The sequence below is a fragment of the Acinetobacter bouvetii genome, assembly GCF_902753875.1.
GTDB lineage: Bacteria > Pseudomonadota > Gammaproteobacteria > Pseudomonadales > Moraxellaceae > Acinetobacter > Acinetobacter bouvetii_A.
In genome coordinates, this window is the sequence record NZ_CADDTS010000022.1 from 58,977 (window position 1) to 79,669 (window position 20,693).

Consider the following 20,693-nt stretch of genomic DNA (forward strand, 5'->3'; position numbering starts at 1 on the left):
GGCAAAATTACTTTGCCTGTTTAGATGAACCAATTATATTACTATTTTGCTTCAGTGAGATAGCTAATCGGTTTATTTACGTCAACTTTAGTGCCACCGAATTTTTCTTGAACAAATTTTTTCACAGCTTCAGAGTGGTACAAGTCACCCACTTTTTTCAGTACTGGGTCATTTTGACGGTCAGCAGCAACAGCAAGCACGTTGACATTCATTTTGGTGCTTTGGTCGATTGGTTCGTAGTAAATTGAATCTTTCAACACATTCAAACCGCCTTCCATTGCAAGGGTATTACCTAGCACAATCGCATCGACTTCGTCTTTCACACGTACAGCAGTCGCCATTTGAATAGGTTTGATCACAATTTGCTTTTTGTTTTCAATGACATCAGCAGGTGTGCCTTTTACATTGTCAAAAGTAGGTTTTAATTTAACTAAACCGGCAGATTGAAGTAATAACAATGCACGTGATTCATTGGCACCATCGTTAGGAATGGCAATGGTTGCACCCGTTTTGAATTCATCCAGTTTCTTAACTTTGCTTGAGTAAATACCCATTGGTTCCAAGTAAGTTGTAGATAGTGGAGCAATTTTGTCTTTATTTGATTCGTTGAAAGCAACCATGTAAGCATAAGACTGGAATGCATTCACATCAATTTCTTTGTTTGCAACGGCAGTGTTCATAGACACATAGTCAGTGAAGTTTTTCACTTCAAGTTTAATGCCAGCAGCTTTAGTTTCTGGCAGGGTGGCGATATAACGCCAAACGTCAGCATCTGAACCAGTAGATGCCATAGTGACAGTTTGTACTTCAGCAGAATCTTTATTTTGAGCTGCATCAGATGCAGGTGCTTCTTGTTTGCCGCAGCCAGCTAAGCCAACGGATAAGCCTAGTACAAGACCAAGGAGCTTTTTCATGTGATCATCCTAAGTAAATTTAATTTTGGCTTTAAATCTACGAATCTGTGGTATAGAGAGATTAAAATCAAGCTTGAATCAGTAAATACTGATTAATGCATACGACTTTAAATTGACCTGAAATTCAATGCAATTAGAGATCAGTCGCATAAGCTGATAAATACAAAACAGTGTACAGCAAGTCGCTGTATTCTAAGCAGCGTTGAGCATTCAGGCTATCTTTAAATTGCCGTAATCATAGCAATTTTATTTTATCCATAATAGTGATTATAAATCTAATACTTAGCTTGATTTTGCATAACAAACAGAGCTGTTTTGATAAAATAACTCATAAAACAATAGATTAAGTTTATTGAAATTAATAAAACTGATATTTAAGCGTATTTTGTTTCTATATAAGTTTTTTGAAAATATAAAGCTGAAAAATGGATAAGTAGTAATGCCATGTTCTTAACATTGTTAATCCAGGTTTATAAAGTCTTGTTGGTTGAGTTTGGGATAAAAAGAACATGGAGAGTAAATTAATGACAAAAATATAGAGGTATGAGAGACGAGGGAGGTGTAGGTTCTTATAGGAAAGATTGCTTTTAAGAATGGGGCAATTATTCAGAAAATGAAGCCTTAAGAAATCAGAAAAATAGTAAAATTGACTGCTTTTTTAACAAAATTATTGGCAAAAGATTCCAGTTTTGGTTAAAAAGAAACCGACTTGTTTCAAAGTCGGCTTTTGTGCGCTTCTTATATTGAATTTAAAATTATAAGTAATTGATATTAAAATAAATATATGAATTAATTTCGTATAGTGGCCCTTATGTTAAATTTGGGAGATTTAAGTCTTATTACATGATATAGCTTATGGATCGACTTTGCTAAAGATGCCTTTCAATCAATCAAGTCAACGTCAGGTAAATTATTTAGCACTTGATCATAAGTTTCATAATTCTCCAACACTTTAATAATTATATCTAACGGTTTTGACCATATTTCAGGTAAGTCTCGTTCATTTTTAGATTGAATAGGAAAAGCTAGATATTCCTGTGGAGGTGAAAACTGAGCGTTAACTCCATCTTTATTGCCTCTAGCATCAACTCGATACCAGCCATGCCCCTGTAAATAAACAGCATTAAGACCATGAAGACAGTATGGTGCTTGCCCACTATCACCGATAGATAGCCGTTGATAGCACAATCCAGCAGGAATACTATTCGCTCTCAATAACGCTGCTAGTAGATGACTTTTAGCATAGCAATATCCTGTTTTATGTAATAAGACATCTGATGCTTTACAGGTTATAGGATTCAATTTGAAATCAGAGCTGTGCTTAATTTCATCTCTGACATACTCAAAGCATTTTTGAACTATATCATTTTCACTAGAGCAGTTTTCAGCTAGGCTCTTTGCTAGAGAAAGAATAGAGGGATCTTCAAAGTTAATATATTTGCTAGGGGCAAGGTATTGTTTCATTTTTTTAGTCTAAATTAGATTAGGTCTAGAACCTTTTTGTAGTATATAAAACAAGCTTTACTTCATGAAAATCTGGTTAAGTTAACGGACTTTCTTCAATAAGCTTATAGGCCAATTTGATCTTAGGATAAAGATATATAATTGAGATCTATAAATCTTAATTATTAAATATACCTAAAATTAACATACTACACGTTATACGAAATAAATTTTTAGTTATTTAAAAACATGTACTTAATGTTAAGGTAGAAATGAATTGGATTTTTTAGTGTGAAATATTACATTGTCTGAATAAAATTTAGAGCTTAAAAGTCTATTGTTATAAATTAAAAAACCCGCGACATGCGGGGTTTTTTACTTAATCTCTTAACTAGAAAGAGCTAAGCATTTTCGCGAGCAATCGCACGGTAACCAATATCTTTACGATATTGCACGCCGTCGAATGTCACTTTTTCACAAAGCTCTAATGCTTTAGCTTGCGCTTCACCAATGGTGTTACCAAGTGCAGTTACGCAAAGCACACGACCACCTGCAGTAACGATTTCGCCATTTTCATTGACTTTAGTGCCTGCATGGAAAACTTTGGCATCCGTCATTTCAGTGTCTAAACCTGAAATCACATCATTGCTGCTCGAAGTTTCAGGGTAACCTTTAGACGCAAGTACGATACCGACAGTTTTACGCTCATCCCATTCAGCTTCCGCAGGTAAATTCCCTGCAATGCCAGCTTCAACCAAATCAACTAAAGATGATTTTAAACGCATCATGATCGGTTGAGTTTCAGGGTCGCCAAAACGACAGTTAAACTCGATTACTTTAGGCTGACCTTGTTCATCAATCATTAAGCCTGCGTATAAGAAACCAGTATAAACATGACCGTCTTTTTTCATACCTTCAACGGTAGGACGCATCACTTCATTCATGGTTTTTTCAAATACGTCTGCAGTCACAACTGGCGCAGGAGAGTAAGCACCCATACCGCCTGTGTTTGGACCTTGGTCGCCTTCAAAGATACGTTTGTGATCTTGAGAAGTCGCCATCGGCAAAATGTGGTCGCCATCAATCATACAAATGAAAGATGCTTCTTCACCTGCAAGGAATTCTTCGATGACTACACGTGAACCTGCATCACCAAATTTGTTGCCAGCAAGCATGTCATCAATCGCATCAAATGCTTCTTGATTGGTCATGGCAACGATCACGCCTTTACCCGCAGCAAGACCATCTGCCTTAATCACGATAGGCGCGCCATTTTTTTCAACAAATGCTTTTGCTGCATCTACTTCAGTAAACACATCATAGAATGCAGTAGGGATGTTGTGGCGTTTTAAGAAGTGCTTGGCAAATGCTTTAGAGCCTTCAAGCTGTGCAGCAAATTGAGTTGGACCCCAGATTTTCACACCAGCTTCGCGGCAGGCATCAACCACACCATTAACAAGCGGAGCTTCAGGGCCAACCACGATTAAATCAACTGCATTGTTTTTAGCAAAGTCGATAATCGCAGCATTGTCTAAAATATTTAAGGCAACATTTTCGCATTTATTTTCAGTTGCAGAACCCGCATTACCTGGTGCTACAAATACTTTTGCGACTTTGTCATCTTGTGCGATTTTCCATGCCAAAGCATGTTCACGACCGCCATTACCTAAAACTAAAATATTCATCTAAAAATCCCTCAAAAGAATAGAATCCCACCTTGCGAAGCCATGCTTCTCACCCTGTAAAAAAAAGAGGGGTTTCACGAATAAAAATGTCCCTTTATTTGTGAAAAGTCCCCCTTTTTTACAAAGGGGGATTTAGGGGGATTAATAAATACGACTTCTAATTAATTAGTGACGGAAATGACGCATACCAGTGAAGACCATTGCAATGCCAGCTTCATCAGCAGCAGCAATTGTTTCTTCATCACGCATAGAACCACCCGGTTGGATAATGCATTTGATACCCGCTTTAGCAGCGTTATCAATACCATCACGGAATGGGAAGAATGCATCAGATGCCATTACAGCACCTTCAACAACTAAACCAGCATGTTCAGCTTTGATCGCAGCAATACGAGCAGAGTTTACACGGCTCATTTGACCAGCGCCTACACCAATGGTTTGACGGCCTTTTGCATAAACGATTGCGTTCGATTTAACGTATTTCGCAACTTTCCAAGCAAAGATTAAGTCATCAATTTCTGCTTCAGTTGGTGCACGTTTAGTCACAACTTTAAGGTCATCTTTAGTGATCATGCCTAAGTCTTGATCTTGAACTAAAAGACCGCCGTTTACGCGTTTGTAGTCAAGTTGCGCTTTACGTTCAGTGATTGCAGGAAGTTCGCCACATACAAGTACACGTACGTTTTTCTTCGCGCCAGTTACTTCAAGTACGCCTTCAGCAACACTTGGCGCAATAATCACTTCTACGAACTGACGGTCAACAATCGCTTGTGCAGTAGCAACGTCTAATTCACGGTTGAATGCAATGATGCCACCGAATGCAGATTCAGGATCTGTTGCATAAGCAAGATCGTAAGCCGCTTTGATACCGTCTAGAGAAACAGCAACACCACATGGGTTTGCATGTTTCACAATTACACATGCAGGCTTAGCAAATGATTTAACACATTCAAGTGCGGCATCAGTATCTGCGATGTTGTTATAAGAAAGTTCTTTACCTTGAAGCTGTTTCGCAGTTGAAACAGATGCTTCAGTTGCAGTGTTTTCTACATAGAATGCAGCAGACTGATGTGGGTTTTCGCCGTAACGTAAGTCTTGAACTTTATTTAATTGAGTATTGAAAGTACGCGCAAACTTATCTGCCTGACCTTCTTCTTTACCTACGCGAGCGCCTAAGTAAGAAGCAATCATGCCGTCGTATTGTGCAGTGTGTTCAAATGCTTTCACTGCCAAGTCAAAACGAGTTTCGTAAGATAAAGCGCCATTTGCTTTAAGTTCAGCAACTACTGTCGCATAATCAGATGCATTTACTACGATACCTACAGATGCATGGTTTTTCGCAGCAGCACGAACCATAGTAGGACCGCCGATGTCGATGTTTTCGATTGCATCAGCAAGTGAACAGTTTGGTTTAGCCACAGTTGCAGCGAATGGATAAAGGTTTACCACAACCAGGTCGATCGCATCGATGTTGTGTTCAGCCATTACAGCTTCATCTAGACCGCGACGAGCTAAGATACCACCGTGGATTTTTGGATGTAGTGTTTTAACACGACCGTCCATCATCTCTGGGAAACCTGTGTGCTCTGAAACTTCGACTACAGCGATATTGTTGTCTTTAAGCAACTTATATGTACCGCCAGTAGATAAAATTTCTACCCCAAGAGCCACGAGGTTTTTAGCAAATTCAACGATCCCTGATTTATCAGATACAGAGATTAAAGCGCGTTTAATAGTCATGATTTTCGTCAACAATATTAAAGGTCTAGATTAAAACGGTAGGCAAAACTTAAGATAAAAAAAATGCCCACGGCAACCGTGAGCATTTTATCATTTATTCACTCATTAAACCGTGAGCTTTTAACTTTTTACGTAAAGTACCACGGTTGAGTCCAAGGATCTCGGCAGCACGGGTCTGATTTCCACGCGTATATTCAAGAACTACAGATAAAAGAGGCTTCTCCATTTCTGCCAGCACCATGTCATATACCTGTGAAGGTTGCTCGCCTTGCAATTGTGCAAAGTAATGGCGAACTGCGCGATCTACGTGAATACGAAGAGCGACATCAGATTGTGCAGTAAAAATAGGAGACTTGCTATTCATGCGAATTAATCCGAAAAATCAAATATCACTTGGGTAAAGAGATATATAAAAGTGGTATATAAAAAATTCAATGAACTCCGTTTTAGATCCTAAAACTGGAGTTCTAAAACTTGATCATTTAGCTTGCCACAACTCGACGTTATTGATCGAAAAATAAGCGTAACAATAGTTTAATATTTGTTACCAACCAAAATCAAAACAAAAAAATCTGCTCGATACGCAATATTGAATAAAGCGCATTTTGGCTAGACGATTTTGTTGTGAAAATTTTCGAGGAGTTTGCAGCACAAAGCTTTCGTGGCGCGTATGATAGCATTGTCTAAGAAAAAGTGAGCAAGAAAACTGCATTTTTTTTACATTTTTTTGTGTTTTTTTATAGTTTTTTTCAATATTACGGACGAATTATTTCCAAACTATAGGTATCAAAGCTTTTACGTTCTACAGGAAGGCTAAACTTAAATTTAAAAGGGCTGTTTTGTGGAATTCTTTGTATGCCATTCAGACTGGCAACCAAATAATCAGATGGAGCAAACGAATAAGTAGAAATGATTTCCCCATTAGATTTCAAATCTACTCTAATATTGGGCAAGGCCAAGCTTTTGGAATGGTAGTTGATGAGCTCACCTGTAAACTGGGTTTCTTTTTTGGAAATTTGTTTTACCTTGACCTTATTGGTCGAGATCAGGCGATAATTTTCTTCCATAATGGAGCATTTAAAAGTCTGGCAAACATTATTAAATAACGCGCTAATCAAAGGGCTATTATTCAAGATTTTTGGATTAAACCAGAAAATTTGAAAAATCAGTAAGCTGATCAGGCATACATTAATCGCCCCCCATGTTACATAGTGCCAAGCACTATACTTTTTTTCTTGTTCGGATTTTTCAGACCAATTGAGTGCGGGGTAATTTCCAATCGGATCTGTGCTGAAATAATTGAGGTTGTTTAAATAGGTTTTTAGATCGATATTCGAGTTTTCAACCTTGCGATCAAAAATATTTAATAAGTGTTGTTCTTGTTGATGTCCTGCAATTAATGCTTCAGTATGAAATTGACTGGATGTAGCAATGGCATTGGATGGATTTAGGGTTGAAGTAGATTGAGTAGTAGAGGTGGTTCGTTCTTTCTCTGCTACAAGATGGGTGAGCGCATTAAAATTAGTGGAACATTTCGCGCAACAAACCATGCCCCGAGCAACTGTCAGTTGAGCCACAGAGACTTTGTACTTTGTTAAACAGTTAGGGCAATAGGTTTGTTTTTCGCTCATAGTCTATTCAAGATTTGAATGGGTGTTTTGGCGTTTACCTGAAATTCGACACCAATGTTGTTCACGTTTTTCAATTGCTAGTATATCAAAAAATTCAGAATAAACACTAGAAACATCAGCAACTTGCTCTTCTAAAATACCAGCAAGTGCGAACTCTCCCTCAGATTTCACTAAAGTTGCGAATTCTGGCGCAAGTGCCATTAAAGGGCCAGCAAGAATATTTGCAACGAATACGTCCGCTTGCTGATTTTTCAATTCTGCATTGAATTCATCTGGTAAACCAACATAAAGATTCTCCAAAACACCATTGAGTTCGGCATTTTGCTGTGTTGCTAAAACAGCTTGAGGATCAATATCTGTGGCATAGACTTTTTTCGCACCCAGTAATAGGGCAGCAACACCTAAAATACCTGAACCACATCCATAGTCGATCACAATTTTATCTTTGACATCGGTTTTGCCTAACCATTGTAAGCAAAGGAAAGTACTGGCATGGTTACCTGTACCAAAAGCAAGACCTGGATCAAGCTTGATGTTAACTGCATCAGCCTCAGGGGCTTCCATCCATTCAGGCACAATCCAGTATTTCTCTGCAATCTGAATAGGTTCATAGGCATCCATCCAGGTGCGTTCCCATTCTTGATCTTCAATGAATTCGCTGCGCATAGGTGCTTCAGGCATTTGTGCTTTAATAAAGGTTTCTAAAGCTGCAACATCAATTTCTTCATCATCTTCCTGAGCGTAAATGCCGGTGACAATGACTTTATTCCAAAGTGGAGTTTCACCTGGAAGTGGTTCAAGCAAATCCTGATTTTCGGCGTCATCCAAAGTTACGCTCACTGCACCTAGTGAACTTAAAAGTGTTTCAGTGAAATCGACTTGAGCTTGCTCGACAGTAATATGAATTTGTAACCACTTCACGGAGATAACCTAAATTTGTGTTTTTAAAAATAGTATTGTAGCGGAACTCAGGCTTAAACGACTATATATTGATAAAAACTATGCAGAAAAATAAAAGGACGTATCTGGACGTCCGCTTCTAATGATTAATGATATAAGTTGGGTTTGACGAGATGTGTTTGATCATTGATCGTGATGAAATTTGTTTCTCAATCTGATCTGTTTGATATGCCTGTTTAATAGAAAGCTTGATGTGCCTAAAGATCAGATATGTTGTTTCATTCCTTCAATATCTTTGAATTTGATTCATTCAGGTTGACAGGGCGTCTTGTTAAAATATAGCCAAACAGCACGGCAAAAATATACATCAAAATAGAGTAGATGCCGGCAGGCAGAGCGATGGTTGTATTAGAGAGTACTGAAAGTGCAATGGTTAGAGCAATGGCGGTGTTGTGAATACCGACTTCAAAGGTGCACGCGCGTGCTTGTCTATCTGGTATTCCTGCCAGTAAGGGTAATAAATAGCCGACAAATAGGCTAATAAAACAAAACAGCGCGGTTGCAATACCAATCTCGGCAAAATATTCAATCAGGTTGGATTGTTCTTTATATATAGCTAGGCTGAACAAGAAGCATAAAAAAGCGACGGAAAGAAAACGCATAGGCTTGTTTAATTTTAAGGCAATATGTGGTGCTACTGAACGGATGAACATACCTAGACAGACAGGAATAAAAATAACCAAAAAAACCAAAGTGATTTTGGTGGTAGGTATTCCAATTTTTTGGTGGTCTCCAAGAAAATACAGAATTGATAAATTCACCAGAAAAGGGAGGGTAAAAGTACAGATCATGGAGTTGATTGCAGTTAGTGTGATATTTAACGCAACATCTCCTTTATATATATAACTGAATAAATTTGCTGTCGGACCACCGGGTGATGCAGCTAATAGCATTAAGCCTACAGCCAAAAGCGGTGTGAGTTTTAGTACCACACATATTAAAAAAGCGACAGATACTAGAATAATCTGTTGAGCAAATAACGCTAGAAAAATGACTTTGGGGTAGCGTCCTACACGCATAAAGTCTTTTGGTGTTAATTCCAGCCCTAGTCCAGTCATCATAATGGCTAATGCAACCGGTAAAAAAAAGGTAAATAGTCCCGAATCCATGGAATATCCTTTTTATTTTTATATCCTTAATATTCTTTGAGTTTAAACGAGTTTTTTAAATTAGCAACATATAAAAACGGGTAAATTTTAGTCACTTTACCCGTTTATAATTTGAATTAAATCAAGCTTGTATTTATTTGTGCAGACTATTGCGCAGGTGCGGTTTGCATTTGAGGTTGAGTTTGTTGCATTTGAGGTCGAGGAGGGACAAACCCTAGTGCACATTTACCCTTAACTTCACTGCCATTAATGGTTGCTGTTGTTGCACCTGTATTGCCATTACAAGCATTGGTTAACTCAGGTTCATCTCCTGTAATTGAAGAGTTCTTTGCAGAAGGAAAGAATTGAGGCTCGCATGTACCATTCCAGATAATACCGCGATACGCAAAACTGACTTGCGCACCTTGGCTTTTGCCTTTACATACCTTTTGATACCTTTGAGCATCATATACTTTTTCGACTTTGTCATTTGCAGAGGCTGCAAAAGAGGCAAAACATAGACCACATAGAATGGATGAGAGGAAAATTTTCTTATTCATCTTATATACCTTTGTTCGTAATGTACCCAACCTTTAGCTTAAAAAATAATCAAAATAAAACAATGTTAATCAAGTAAACTTTGCTCATTAAATGTTTCATTTCTATGGTAAGTCTGAAAAGCAGAATTACATTGCAACATTAAAGCATTGGCTAAATAATCCAGTCTTGATGGATAAATTCGACTCATTTTGTCAACTTATCTCGTTAAGTTTTGATATAATGTTCCGTCATCCTTTTTTTATCTCTCAAACCATTATGCATTATCCTAAAGTTTACGATGTCATTGTTATCGGTGGCGGTCACGCTGGTACCGAAGCAGCCCTTGCTGCAGCGCGTATGGGTCGACAGACTCTGCTCTTAACTCATAACATTGAGACTTTAGGGCAGATGAGCTGTAACCCGGCCATCGGTGGTATTGGTAAATCGCATTTAGTACGCGAAATTGATGCCCTGGGCGGTGCAATGGCATTGGCTGCCGATAAAGGTGGTATTCAGTTCCGTATTTTGAATTCACGTAAAGGGGCTGCTGTACGTGCAACACGTGCGCAAGCTGACCGTATTCGCTATAAAGCTGCGATTCGTGACACATTGGAAAATCAGGCCAATCTGGATATTTTCCAGCAAGCAGCAGATGATCTGATCGTTGAAGGCGATACCGTTAAAGGTGTAGTCACTCAAATGGGCATCCGTTTTGATGCCAAAACAGTGGTCTTAACCACTGGTACATTCTTGGGCGGTGTGATTCACATTGGTCTGAACAATGCCTCTGGTGGCCGTGCGGGTGATCCTCCTTCAATATCATTGGCGCATCGTTTACGTGAATTAAACTTGCCAGTAGGGCGTTTAAAAACAGGTACGCCACCGCGTATTGATGCACGTTCGGTTGATTTCTCTGTCATGACACCGCAACCGGGTGATTTCCCGTCTCCAACCATGTCATTCATGGGTGATGCATCGATGCATCCTGAGCAAATTAACTGTTACATTACCCATACCAATGAACGCACGCACGACATTATTCGTGGTGGTTTAGATCGTTCACCAATGTATACCGGTGTGATCGAAGGTGTAGGTCCTCGTTACTGCCCATCAATTGAAGATAAAATTCATAAATTTGCTGATAAAGATTCACACCAAGTGTTCCTTGAGCCTGAAGGTCTGGATACACATGAGCTTTATCCAAACGGTATTTCGACTTCTTTGCCTTTCGATGTGCAGTTTGAACTGGTTCGCTCAATCCGTGGTATGGAAAATGCGCATATTTTGCGTCCAGGTTATGCGATTGAATATGATTACTTCAATCCACAATCCTTGAAGTTCTCATTAGAAACCAAGTCGATCAATAACCTGTACTTTGCCGGTCAAATTAACGGAACTACCGGTTATGAAGAAGCGGGTGCTCAAGGTCTGCTTGCCGGTCTAAATGCAGCACGCCGTGCCTGGGATCAGGAACAATGGACACCGAAACGTGACGAAGCGTATATGGGTGTGTTGGTTGATGATTTAATCACATTGGGTACCAAAGAACCGTACCGTATGTTCACTTCACGTGCCGAATACCGCTTGATGCTTCGCGAAGACAATGCAGATCAACGTTTAACTGCGATTGGTCGTGAAATGGGTCTGGTGGATGATGAACGCTGGACCGCTTACTGCGAAAAAATGGAAGCGGTAGAAACAGAAAAAGGTCGTTTGCAACATCTTTGGGCTGCACCAAACAATCCAATGGGTAAAAAATTCGTTGAAATGACCGGTGCAGATTTGTCTAAAGAATGTTCTGCAATTGATTTGTTGAAACGTCCAAACATCAACTTTGCGCAAATTGCTGAATTAACCGATTCACAAGTCTCTGCTTTTGTGGGTGAGCAAATTGAAATTGCGGTGAAATACGAAGGTTATATCAACCGTCAGCAAGAAGATGTGGCTCAGATGAAACGTCTGGAAGAAACCCGTATTCCTGCCGATTTTGACTATGATGTGGTTTCAGGTCTTTCTCGTGAAATTACGCTTAAACTGAAAGATGTGCGCCCTGAAACATTGGCTCAGGCCAGCCGTATTCCGGGTGTGACACCGGCTGCAGTTCAACTGGTGATGATTACGATTCGTAAAAATAACCAAGCGAAAAAATCTGCATAAGCCTGAAGACTAATTCAAGAAATTAAAAAGCCCGCGTCAGCGGGCTTTTTTATCTTTTATTTTAAATCCATTGCTTTTGACTATGGTTTCATCATAAATAACTACTGAAAATATAAGTAATTGAAATTTAATAATTTAAATAATTTATTATAGCTTATTGTGATTAATATAATTGTATTTAAGTCTTATTTATACTGGATTGTTCACATTTTGGTGGATTTAATCCGACCATTGTAGTGGTATTTATTTAAAAAGATTGATCTGAAAATAGAGTGGCAATTTGCTGCACGGCAATTTGCTTACTATGGACGGAGTTCAATCATGGCACAAATACAAACAGGTAAAATGCAAAAAATCTTAATCATTTTTTTGTGTTTTTGGGTCGCTTTTTTTGAAGGTTTTGATCTTCAGGCTCCCGGTATTGCGGCAAAAGGAATTGCTGGAACATTTGCCCTTGATCAAGTGCAAATGGGCTATGTATTTAGTTTAGGTGTATTCGGAATGTTGTTTGGGGCATTCTTTGGTGGTCGTATAGCTGACTATTTGGGGCAGAAAAAAGTCCTGATGTTATCGATCGCGATTTTTGGTGTTTTCATGTCGCTTACGGCAATTGCGCCAAGCGTTGAAATTTTATATGCAGCACGTTTCTTTACCGGGTTGGGTTTAGGTGCTGCAATGCCAACCATGATTTCTGTGGTCGGTGATGAAGCAACTGAGGCAAACCGTGGCAAGTTAAACAGCCTGATGTATTGTGGCTTACCAGTAGGTGCTATTTTTGTTGCGGGACTGGCTATCTTGTTTAAAGATATTTCCTGGCATACGCTTTTCCTGATTGGAGGTTTGGCGCCATTGGTGCTGCTCCCATTCATGGCAATGATTCTTAAAGATAAGCCTAAGCAAGTGGTCGTTGAACAAGCTGCTGCCGAAGCTGTTCCGGGTATGGTTGAAGTACTATTTAAAGAGCAGCAATATAAAAATACCCTGCCACTTTGGGTGGGTTTCTTCTTTACCTTGATGATCAATTATATTTTGATTAGCTGGTTGCCTAACCTGTTGATGGAACAGGGTCTGGAAAAACCACAAGCTTTTATGGTGATGCTGGTATTCCAGGTGGGTGCAGTGATTGGAACCTTGGCCTTGGGTTACTTGCTGGACCGTTTAAAACTTTGGCAAATGGCGGTGATTATTTATAGTGGTTTGTTTGTTGCGCTGGTATTGTTGTTTACCACGACGTCTATTCCAGTACTCATTCTGGCTGGGGTGATGGGCGGCATGTTCTCTACAGGTGGTCAATCGATTCTGTATGGTATTTCACCTATCTTCTATTCGGGCACGGGTAAAGTTACAGGTGTAGGTAGTGCAATTTCACTGGGCCGTTTGGGTGCCATGACTGGACCACTGCTGAGCGGAAAAATCTTGGCTTTGGGCTTGGGTGCATCAGGAATTTTAATGGCAAGTTTACCTGCTGTGGTCATCTCTGCTGTAGCTGTAACTGCACTATCGCGTTATAAGTCTGCACATAAATAAGCACTACATCATTAAAAGTACAATTGTATGAAAAAAAGGGAATCAAGAAGATTCCCTTTTTTTATGGCAAATCTGCTTAGAAAAAATAAAGAGATCTTATTATATAGTTTGTTAAAATGGATTGAGCCTAAAACAGATTAACCTTTTATATGACTTATCAACTCGTTCCCTTGTCCATTCAGGCAACAGACAATATTGCCTGTCCGCATTGCCAGCACAATGTGATTGACTGGGCTGAAGAGCAATATGTGCAGCCTTGTGAACATACGCTGTTTATTGCCATGGATATTGGCTTTGAATATATGACTGATGAATTTGAGCAAAGCATGCCGCGTTCGGTGGATGATCTGCATGCCAATGATGATCAGGTGAATATGTTTGCTGAAATTACTCAGTCTACTTATCCTGACTATCTGATTTTACAGTCGGATTTAGGGGTGGAAGGTTATTCTCGTTATATTGGTTTTACCGCATAAGTATTCAGTAATTAAATTAAAAATGCAGCAATAAAAAAGCGCCCTCAGGCGCTTTATTTATATGAAGTGCATTTAACTTTCGATCTCTTCTTCTACATCGTCATCTGAGGTATCCATACCTAACTCTTTAAGTTTTCGAGTCAAGGTATTGCGTCCCCAGCCCAGCAATTCAGCGGCATGGCGTTTACGACCACGGGTTTGCTGTAAAGCTGCAGTAATTAAGGTGCGTTCAAACATTGGAGTGGCAATGTCGAGAATTTTCATCTCACCATTTTTCAGTTTCTGAATTGCCCATTGACCCAATAATTCATCCCAGTGATGCAGTGAAATACGGTCAAAAGTATTGTGTGGCTGAGCATCATCCGTAGCGCGTTGAATTGGAATCTGTTTCAATTCAGATGGTAAATCTTCAGGATAAACCTCACGTCCGGTAATCATTACAGTTAACCAGCGGCAGGTATTTTCCAGCTGACGCACGTTACCTTGCCACGGCAATTGTTGCATATATTCCTGAGTTTCAGGACGCAAGATTTTAGGATTGACGCCTAATTCCTTACCTGCGCGTGCCAGGAAGTGCTGCGCCAGCATAGGGATGTCTTCACTACGATGAGCCAGTTTAGGAATGTGAATACGGATCACATTCAGGCGGTGATACAAGTCTTCACGGAAGCGGCCTTCATGTACCAGCTTTTCCAGATCCTGGTGAGTGGCTGCTACAATACGCACGTCCACTTTGACCGGGATATGACCGCCGACACGGTAAAACTCGCCATCGGCCAAAACACGGAGTAAGCGTGTTTGTGTTTCAAATGGCATATCACCGATTTCATCTAAAAACAGCGTGCCACCATTGGCCTGTTCAAAGCGGCCTTGACGTTGCGTATTTGCACCGGTAAAGGCACCTTTTTCATGACCAAAAAGTTCTGTTTCAATCAGGTCTTTAGGAATTGCGGCCATATTCAGGGCAATAAACGGCTTGCTGCTGCGGGGTGAGTGGCGATGCAGGGCATGGGCAACCAGCTCTTTACCGGTTCCAGATTCACCATTAATCAATACGGTAATGTGTGACTGGGACAAACGGCCAATGGCGCGGAACACTTCCTGCATGGCCGGCGATTCACCAATAATTTCAGTAGAATGAATCGGTGGGGCTGATTTGGCAGATTCCTGCTGTTGCAATTTGGCAATATGCAGGATGGCACGGTTGACCAGAGCCAATGCTTCATCAATATCAAACGGTTTTGGCAGATATTCAAAAGCACCGGTTTGATAGCTGGATACGGCAGATTCCAGATCGGAATGTGCAGTCATGATAATCACCGGCAAATCGGGATGACTGCCTTTGACTTTGCCCAGAAAGGTCAGGCCATCAATACCTGGCATACGAATGTCCGTTAAAATCACATCGGGAGCATCTATGCTGAGTTGGTCCAGTGCAGACTGTGCCTCTTCAAAACTGGTGACATCAAAACCTTCTTCTTTGAATGTTTTTTCCAAAACCCAGCGCATGGCACGATCATCATCAATGACCCATATTTTATTTCGCGACATGGTTAGACTCCCAAGGTAAATATAAGCTAAATACTGTTTTTCCCGGAACAGATTGGCATTCAATCATTCCGCTATGTTGGTGCATGATATTTTGTGCAATGCTCAAACCGAGCCCGGTGCCTTTAGCACGTCCTGTGACTAATGGATAAAATACCGATTCCAGGATTTCTTCAGGGACACCTGGACCGTTGTCTTCAATATCAATACGTACTGCGGAACGTTTTAATACACCGTTGATAGTGACCAAGCGTTGAATCCGGGTTCTTAAAATCAGTTCCGGTTGATGATCCACAAAGAATTCCTTGTTTTCCATCATCGCTTGAACTGCATTGACACTGATATTGAGCATGACCTGAATTAACTGGTCACGATCTGCCATGACATCTGGTAAGGACAGATCGTAGTCACGGGTAATCTTAATTTTCTTTTTGGTTTGATTGGTAATGAGGGAACGCACACGCTCTAAGGGCTCATGCACATTCACTAGTTCATAACTAGGTAACTGCCGTGAACCCAACATGGTGTCGGCTAAATTACGTAAACGGTCGACTTCACTGATAATAATGTCGGTAAATTCTTCATATTGCGGGTCATTCAGACTGCGCGCCAAGAGCTGGGTTGCACCACGAATTCCACCAAGGGGATTTTTGATTTCATGCGCAACACCGCGAATCAGTTGTCGGGCCACTTGATGCTGCTGAATCAGGTTCTCTTCTTTGGAGATTTTCAGCATCCGGTCAATCTGGTTTAATTCAATCAGTAGCAGCGGATGATAAGGTTTTTCCGAATTGATCTGTGAAACGGTATAGTCCACATGAATATCTTTAAAGCTGACACTGAGGGCTGCTTCTCGACGGGTATAAGGTTGTCCAGTCTTAAAAGTATTTAATAATGCTTCTTCAGTATTAAATTCATCATTTGGCATATGCAACAAATTCAGCACAGGCTGTCCGGCTGCACGCAGTAAACTGATATCAAACAGAGATTCACAAGAAGAATTTAAATAAAAAATATTCAGATTACTGTCGACCAATAAAATTGCAGTGGTTAAATTGTCCACTAAAAGGCGGTAGTCGATAGCAACGGGTTGATCCATTAGCGAAAGTATCCTGTGTTAAAATAGCGCAATGGCATCTGCACTTCTTGTCATTTCTCCCTGTTATGGGACATTCAACGAGTTAAACGTTGTCGAAATAAAGCAAAATGCACGCCAACTTTGAGCATTGGTATAAATAAAAATTCAGCCGCAATAAAAGTGTGCTTTTTTGTTCTGTGATTACGGAATTTTAAGATCATAGTAAAGGAAATAAAATTATTAGTGAACCAAAATGGTGCATATAAAATATTTGGTAAAAATATAGCCGTATTTTGGTGCGTAATGCAAAGAGTGAGGTTTCCACCTATTTTTATGATCGGAAAAGACATACAATACGCGCATTACAGTGGAGCGCAGATTCATGAAGTCCCCCAAAGTCGGTTTTGTTTCTTTAGGTTGTCCTAAGGCATTGGTAGATTCTGAACGAATTTTAACTCAGTTAAAGACTGAAGGTTATGATGTGGCATCGGATTATGACGGTGCCGATTTGGTTGTTGTTAATACTTGTGGTTTTATTGAATCTGCAGTACAAGAATCTTTAGATGCGATTGGCGAAGCCATGAGCGCAAACGGCCGCGTGATTGTGACTGGTTGTTTGGGTAAAGATGAAGACAAAATTCGCCAAATGCACCCGAATGTCCTGAAAGTGACCGGTGCTGCGGCATATCAAGAAGTGATGGAGGCTGTACACGAGTATGTGCCTGAACCACCTAAACATAACCCGTTTATTGACCTGGTTCCTGAACAGGGTATTCGTTTAACGCCGAAGCATTATGCATATTTAAAAATATCGGAAGGCTGTAACCACCGTTGTACCTTCTGTATCATCCCAAGCATGCGTGGTGATCTGGTTTCACGTCCTGTTGGTTCGGTGTTGAATGAAGCACAGGCTTTGAAAAAAGCCGGTGTAAAAGAAGTCTTGGTGATTTCTCAGGATACTTCTGCTTATGGTGTAGACACCAAGTACAAGCTGGATTTCTGGAACGGTCAACCAGTCAAAACCAAATTCTTTGACATGTGTGAAGCATTGGGTCAATTGGGCATCTGGGTGCGTTTGCACTATGTTTATCCATATCCGCATGTCGATGCAGTGATTGATTTAATGGCTCAAGGCAAAATCCTGCCTTATCTAGATATTCCTTTTCAACACGCCAGTCCGCGCATCTTAAAATTGATGAAGCGACCAGCCCATAGTGAAAATACTCTTGAACGCCTGAAGCTTTGGCGTGAAAAATGTCCTGAATTGGTGATTCGTTCAACTTTCGTTGTTGGTTTTCCAGGTGAAACAGAAGAAGATTTCCAAATCTTACTAGAATGGTTGAAGGAAGCGCAGTTAGACCGAGTAGGTTGCTTCACTTATTCACCTGTTGAAGGTGCGACTGCCAATGATCTGCCGGATCATGTGCCTGAAGACGTTAAACAAGACCGTTATGAGCGTTTCATGCAGGTTCAGCAAGAGATTTCAGCAGCCAAACTGCAAAAACGCGTAGGTCAGACCATGACTGTTTTAGTGGATGATCTGGAAGATGAATTCCCGGTTGCCGTGGCGCGTTCTTATGCAGATGCACCTGAAATTGACGGTAATGTCTTTGTTGAGGATATTGATAAAACTCAAATCAAGGCCGGCGATTTGCTTGAAGTCGAAATTACCGATGCAGATGAATACGACTTATATGCAAAATTAATTCGGATTAAATCTGCCTGATTGGTCATAAACGCATACGAATAAAATTTTAGATATTGAAAGATTCGGAGATTTCTTAAATGTTGGACTCAAAAAAGCCCCGTTACGAACGTATTTTACTTAAGCTTTCTGGTGAAGCATTGGCTGGAAATAAAGACATGGGTATTGATGCAACCGTGCTCGATCAAATGTCTTTAGCCATTGCGCACTTGGTTGGTTTGGGTGTGCAAGTCGGTATTGTGGTGGGTGGTGGTAACCTGTACCGCGGTAGCCAATTGCAAAAGGATGGTTTGGTTGGTCGTGTAACTGGTGACCAGATGGGTATGTTGGCGACTGTGATGAATGGTCTGGCACTGCGCGATGCCTTGGTGCGTCGTAACATCAAAACCCGTTTAATGTCAGCTTTGCCAATTGGCGCTGTGGTTGAGTCTTATTCAAGCCGTGATGCGATTCGTCACCTGACTCAAGGTGAGGTATGTGTATTTGTTGCTGGTACAGGTAACCCGTTCTTTACGACAGATACAGCAGCTTGCTTACGTGGTATTGAAATTGAAGCCAACCTGATCTTAAAAGCAACCAAAGTGGACGGTGTCTACAATAAAGATCCAAGCAAATATGATGATGCTGTGAAGTATGAAACACTGACATTTGATCAAGTGCTGGATGAAAAATTAGGTGTGATGGACTTGACTGCAATTTGCTTATGTCGTGACCATAACGTGCCACTTCAAGTGTTCGATATGAATAAGGCAGGCTCATTGCTTTCAGTGGTGATGGGTGAAAAAGAGGGTACTCACGTTACGAATTGATGTACGTGAGCCTGAAAGCTCTTTATACTACACGCTATTTAGTTATTACATCTCTTAGAATTAAGTAAGGAAGATCACATGATTAACGATCTTAAGAAAGACGCTGAAGACCGTATGAACAAGACGCTTGAGTCTTTGGAACATGGTTTTGCCAAGGTTCGTACAGGGCGTGCGCATCCATCCATCCTGAACGGTGTTATGGTTCCTTACTATGGCTCAGATGTACCTTTGAATCAGGTTGCGAACGTGGGTGTTGAAGATTCACGTACCTTGCTGGTTCAGCCTTTTGAACGTTCAATGGTGTCTGCTATTGATAAAGCAATCCGTGAATCTGACTTGGGCCTGAACCCGATCACTGCTGATGCGATTCGCGTACCAATGGCTGCTCTTACTGAAGAAACACGTAAAGACATGCAGAAAGTTGCACGTAACGAAGCGGAAAATGCCAAAGTGGCAATCCGTAACATTCGTCGTGATGTATTGGGTGATATCAAGGCGTTATTGAAAGAAAAAGAAATTTCTGAAGATGATGAACGTCGTGCGGGTGATGATATTCAAAAAATCACCGATAAATTCGTTGCTGAAGTTGAAAAACGTCTGGCTGCTAAAGAAGCTGAATTGATGAAGGTCTAAAATTTAATGACCGTATCAGAAGATAGTACACTTCTTCCAAAACATGTTGCCATCATTATGGATGGCAACAATCGTTTTGCAAAAAAGAATCAAATGCAAAAAGGTGCAGGACATCGTGAAGGAAAGAATATTCTGGATCCGATTGTTGAGCACTGCAAAAAAAATCATATACAAGCGTTAACTGTTTTTGCATTTTCCAGTGAAAACTGGAATCGTCCTCAGTTTGAAGTTGATTTACTCATGGCATTGTTGGAAGAAACAATCCAGGAGCAACTTCCTCGAATGGAAAAATTTAATATTGCCTTGCGTTTTATTGGCGATCGTTCGCGATTGTCTGAACGTTTGCGCGAGTTAATGTTGCAAGCTGAACAAAGGACTGCTAAGTTCGACAGCATGACTTTAACTATTGCCATTAGTTATGGTGGTATGTGGGATATGGCGCAGGCTGCTAAACAGATTGCAGCAGATGTGCTGGCCAAAAAAGTTGCTGTGGAAGATGTTAATGTTGAATTGTTTGGGCAACATGTCAGTATGGCAAATTTACCTGCTGTAGATTTATTAATCCGTACAGGTGGTGATTATCGGTTGTCTAATTTTTTACTTTGGCAAGCCGCCTATGCTGAACTGTATTTTACCCAAACCTTGTGGCCTGAATTTACTGTAGAAGAGTTAGATGATGCATTCGCAGTGTTTGCTGGACGTGAACGTCGTTTTGGTAAAACTTCAGAGCAAATCCAACAAGAGAAAATTGAGAATTAA

Annotated in this window: 18 protein-coding genes; 7 read left to right on the forward strand and 11 right to left on the reverse strand. The window is 40.4% G+C overall.

Annotated features, from left to right (window positions below; translation table 11 throughout):
• Window positions 1-41 precede the first annotated feature (41 nt).
• The 9 genes from FB6_RS05350 to FB6_RS05390 all read right to left on the reverse strand — a co-directional run bounded on the left by FB6_RS05350 (window position 42) and on the right by FB6_RS05390 (window position 10,021).
• Entirely contained in the window at window positions 42-914 is an 873-nt protein-coding gene (locus tag FB6_RS05350) for a MetQ/NlpA family ABC transporter substrate-binding protein (protein ID WP_174559011.1), read from the reverse strand.
• Window positions 915-1,796: 882 nt separating this feature from the next.
• Entirely contained in the window at window positions 1,797-2,378 is a 582-nt protein-coding gene (locus FB6_RS05355) for a transglutaminase-like domain-containing protein (protein ID WP_174559012.1), read from the reverse strand.
• Window positions 2,379-2,758: 380 nt separating this feature from the next.
• A complete protein-coding gene (gene purD, locus FB6_RS05360; RefSeq protein WP_174559013.1) occupies window positions 2,759-4,042 on the reverse strand; it encodes a phosphoribosylamine--glycine ligase in 1,284 nt (427 codons plus the stop codon).
• A gap of 165 nt (window positions 4,043-4,207) precedes the next feature.
• Window positions 4,208-5,782 (reverse strand): bifunctional phosphoribosylaminoimidazolecarboxamide formyltransferase/IMP cyclohydrolase, encoded by a 1,575-nt coding sequence (gene purH / locus FB6_RS05365; protein ID WP_174559014.1) that lies wholly within the window; start codon window positions 5,780-5,782, stop codon window positions 4,208-4,210.
• Window positions 5,783-5,876: 94 nt separating this feature from the next.
• Complete coding sequence (fis, locus tag FB6_RS05370; protein ID WP_001086304.1) at window positions 5,877-6,146, reverse strand: DNA-binding transcriptional regulator Fis; 270 nt, start codon at window positions 6,144-6,146, stop codon at window positions 5,877-5,879.
• Between the two features lie 391 nt (window positions 6,147-6,537).
• Window positions 6,538-7,413, reverse strand: a complete 876-nt coding sequence (locus FB6_RS05375; RefSeq protein WP_174559015.1) for a DUF3426 domain-containing protein — start codon at window positions 7,411-7,413, stop codon at window positions 6,538-6,540.
• A gap of 3 nt (window positions 7,414-7,416) precedes the next feature.
• Window positions 7,417-8,334 (reverse strand): 50S ribosomal protein L11 methyltransferase, encoded by a 918-nt coding sequence (gene prmA / locus FB6_RS05380; protein WP_174559016.1) that lies wholly within the window; start codon window positions 8,332-8,334, stop codon window positions 7,417-7,419.
• Between the two features lie 257 nt (window positions 8,335-8,591).
• On the reverse strand, window positions 8,592-9,482 hold the full coding sequence (locus tag FB6_RS05385; protein ID WP_174559017.1) for a bile acid:sodium symporter family protein: 891 nt from the start codon (window positions 9,480-9,482) through the stop codon (window positions 8,592-8,594).
• 146 nt (window positions 9,483-9,628) lie between these two features.
• Window positions 9,629-10,021: a hypothetical protein gene (locus FB6_RS05390; RefSeq protein WP_174559018.1), complete on the reverse strand. Its 393-nt coding sequence runs from the start codon at window positions 10,019-10,021 to the stop codon at window positions 9,629-9,631.
• A 256-nt stretch (window positions 10,022-10,277) separates the two neighbouring features.
• On the opposite strand from FB6_RS05390, the gene mnmG reads away from it, so the two are divergent.
• The 3 genes from mnmG to FB6_RS05405 all read left to right on the forward strand — a co-directional run bounded on the left by mnmG (window position 10,278) and on the right by FB6_RS05405 (window position 14,161).
• Window positions 10,278-12,158 carry a tRNA uridine-5-carboxymethylaminomethyl(34) synthesis enzyme MnmG gene (gene mnmG, locus FB6_RS05395; RefSeq protein ID WP_174559134.1) on the forward strand — a complete coding sequence of 627 codons (1,881 nt, stop codon included), beginning with the start codon at window positions 10,278-10,280 and terminating at the stop codon, window positions 12,156-12,158.
• Window positions 12,159-12,479: 321 nt separating this feature from the next.
• Window positions 12,480-13,685 carry a 3-(3-hydroxy-phenyl)propionate transporter MhpT gene (mhpT, locus tag FB6_RS05400; protein WP_174559019.1) on the forward strand — a complete coding sequence of 402 codons (1,206 nt, stop codon included), beginning with the start codon at window positions 12,480-12,482 and terminating at the stop codon, window positions 13,683-13,685.
• Between the two features lie 149 nt (window positions 13,686-13,834).
• Complete coding sequence (locus tag FB6_RS05405; protein ID WP_174559020.1) at window positions 13,835-14,161, forward strand: hypothetical protein; 327 nt, start codon at window positions 13,835-13,837, stop codon at window positions 14,159-14,161.
• Between the two features lie 72 nt (window positions 14,162-14,233).
• On the opposite strand, the gene glnG is transcribed toward FB6_RS05405, so the two are convergent.
• Window positions 14,234-15,712: a nitrogen regulation protein NR(I) gene (glnG, locus tag FB6_RS05410; protein WP_174559021.1), complete on the reverse strand. Its 1,479-nt coding sequence runs from the start codon at window positions 15,710-15,712 to the stop codon at window positions 14,234-14,236.
• Entirely contained in the window at window positions 15,699-16,808 is a 1,110-nt protein-coding gene (glnL, locus tag FB6_RS05415) for a nitrogen regulation protein NR(II) (RefSeq protein ID WP_174559022.1), read from the reverse strand. Before glnL ends, glnG begins: the two co-directional genes overlap by 14 nt.
• A gap of 361 nt (window positions 16,809-17,169) precedes the next feature.
• Between glnL and rimO the strand changes: the two genes are divergently transcribed.
• The 4 genes from rimO to uppS all read left to right on the forward strand — a co-directional run bounded on the left by rimO (window position 17,170) and on the right by uppS (window position 20,693).
• Window positions 17,170-18,513, forward strand: a complete 1,344-nt coding sequence (gene rimO / locus FB6_RS05420) for a 30S ribosomal protein S12 methylthiotransferase RimO (protein ID WP_174559023.1) — start codon at window positions 17,170-17,172, stop codon at window positions 18,511-18,513.
• Window positions 18,514-18,572: 59 nt separating this feature from the next.
• Window positions 18,573-19,301: a UMP kinase gene (gene pyrH / locus FB6_RS05425; protein WP_174559024.1), complete on the forward strand. Its 729-nt coding sequence runs from the start codon at window positions 18,573-18,575 to the stop codon at window positions 19,299-19,301.
• A 78-nt stretch (window positions 19,302-19,379) separates the two neighbouring features.
• Window positions 19,380-19,934, forward strand: coding sequence for a ribosome recycling factor (gene frr, locus FB6_RS05430; protein ID WP_174559025.1), 555 nt, complete (start codon window positions 19,380-19,382; stop codon window positions 19,932-19,934).
• Between the two features lie 6 nt (window positions 19,935-19,940).
• On the forward strand, window positions 19,941-20,693 hold the full coding sequence (gene uppS / locus FB6_RS05435; RefSeq protein WP_174559026.1) for a polyprenyl diphosphate synthase: 753 nt from the start codon (window positions 19,941-19,943) through the stop codon (window positions 20,691-20,693).

Bases quoted from the DNA above. Each gene is read 5' to 3' on its own strand.
- FB6_RS05350 (WP_174559011.1), bottom strand. From the start codon at position 914: ATGAAAAAGCTCCTTGGTCTTGTACTAGGCTTATCCGTTGGCTTAGCT.
- FB6_RS05355 (WP_174559012.1), bottom strand. From the start codon at position 2,378: ATGAAACAATACCTTGCCCCTAGCAAATATATTAACTTTGAAGATCCC.
- purD (WP_174559013.1), bottom strand. From the start codon at position 4,042: ATGAATATTTTAGTTTTAGGTAATGGCGGTCGTGAACATGCTTTGGCA.
- purH (WP_174559014.1), bottom strand. From the start codon at position 5,782: ATGACTATTAAACGCGCTTTAATCTCTGTATCTGATAAATCAGGGATC.
- fis (WP_001086304.1), bottom strand. From the start codon at position 6,146: ATGAATAGCAAGTCTCCTATTTTTACTGCACAATCTGATGTCGCTCTT.
- FB6_RS05375 (WP_174559015.1), bottom strand. From the start codon at position 7,413: ATGAGCGAAAAACAAACCTATTGCCCTAACTGTTTAACAAAGTACAAA.
- FB6_RS05385 (WP_174559017.1), bottom strand. From the start codon at position 9,482: ATGGATTCGGGACTATTTACCTTTTTTTTACCGGTTGCATTAGCCATT.
- FB6_RS05390 (WP_174559018.1), bottom strand. From the start codon at position 10,021: ATGAATAAGAAAATTTTCCTCTCATCCATTCTATGTGGTCTATGTTTT.
- mnmG (WP_174559134.1), top strand. From the start codon at position 10,278: ATGCATTATCCTAAAGTTTACGATGTCATTGTTATCGGTGGCGGTCAC.
- mhpT (WP_174559019.1), top strand. From the start codon at position 12,480: ATGGCACAAATACAAACAGGTAAAATGCAAAAAATCTTAATCATTTTT.
- FB6_RS05405 (WP_174559020.1), top strand. From the start codon at position 13,835: ATGACTTATCAACTCGTTCCCTTGTCCATTCAGGCAACAGACAATATT.
- glnG (WP_174559021.1), bottom strand. From the start codon at position 15,712: ATGTCGCGAAATAAAATATGGGTCATTGATGATGATCGTGCCATGCGC.
- glnL (WP_174559022.1), bottom strand. From the start codon at position 16,808: ATGGATCAACCCGTTGCTATCGACTACCGCCTTTTAGTGGACAATTTA.
- rimO (WP_174559023.1), top strand. From the start codon at position 17,170: ATGAAGTCCCCCAAAGTCGGTTTTGTTTCTTTAGGTTGTCCTAAGGCA.
- pyrH (WP_174559024.1), top strand. From the start codon at position 18,573: ATGTTGGACTCAAAAAAGCCCCGTTACGAACGTATTTTACTTAAGCTT.
- frr (WP_174559025.1), top strand. From the start codon at position 19,380: ATGATTAACGATCTTAAGAAAGACGCTGAAGACCGTATGAACAAGACG.
- uppS (WP_174559026.1), top strand. From the start codon at position 19,941: ATGACCGTATCAGAAGATAGTACACTTCTTCCAAAACATGTTGCCATC.